General features: G+C 64.6%; 1 protein-coding gene. It reads left to right on the top strand.

What is annotated here, in order from left to right; translation table 11 throughout:
• On the top strand, window positions 1-192 hold a 192-nt coding region (locus tag A9X05_RS04285; RefSeq protein ID WP_197498850.1), incomplete at its 5' end, for a thioredoxin family protein.
• Window positions 193-525 lie beyond the last annotated feature (333 nt).

Here is a 525-nt window from a genome sequence, read left to right as displayed (position 1 = left end):
TGTGCCGATCTTCCTGACGTGTCGCACGTGGAGATCGATATCGACGCCAATCCCGCCGCCGCCAAGCGGCTGTCGGTGTTGTCGCTGCCGACCACATTGATCTTCGACGCCGAGGGTCGTCAGCGCTACCGGAGCGCCGGGGTGCCGAAGGCGGGCGACCTACGGGCCGTGTTGCAGCCGCTAGTCGCCTAGCCCTCGAATCATCAAGTCGTCGAACGCCTTTCCGCCCGTGCATCGGGTGTGAGCTCGGCGAAGTATTACTCACGGTGAACTTAATGCGGGCATGGAATGCGTTGTCGCCCCGAGCGTTGCAGAGTGGGTTAGTAACGAATCGGAAGGCGTGCCATGACCGAGCTACATCTGGCCGTTGAGCTGGACGGCTACGGCTGGCACCCACACGCGTGGCGGTACGCCTTCGCGCACAACGCCACCGGTGGCGGGCACCTCAGCGGTCGATGTAACGCGCGGTGGCCACGTCACGGATGACGGCGTCGTCTTCCCAGCTGTCCCAGAGCCGCCGCACCA

This window comes from Mycobacterium sp. E3298 (genome assembly GCF_001666895.1).
Taxonomy (GTDB): domain Bacteria; phylum Actinomycetota; class Actinomycetes; order Mycobacteriales; family Mycobacteriaceae; genus Mycobacterium.
Note: the sequence above shows the minus strand (reverse complement) of the source record. Positions and strands in the feature narration are given on the sequence as shown.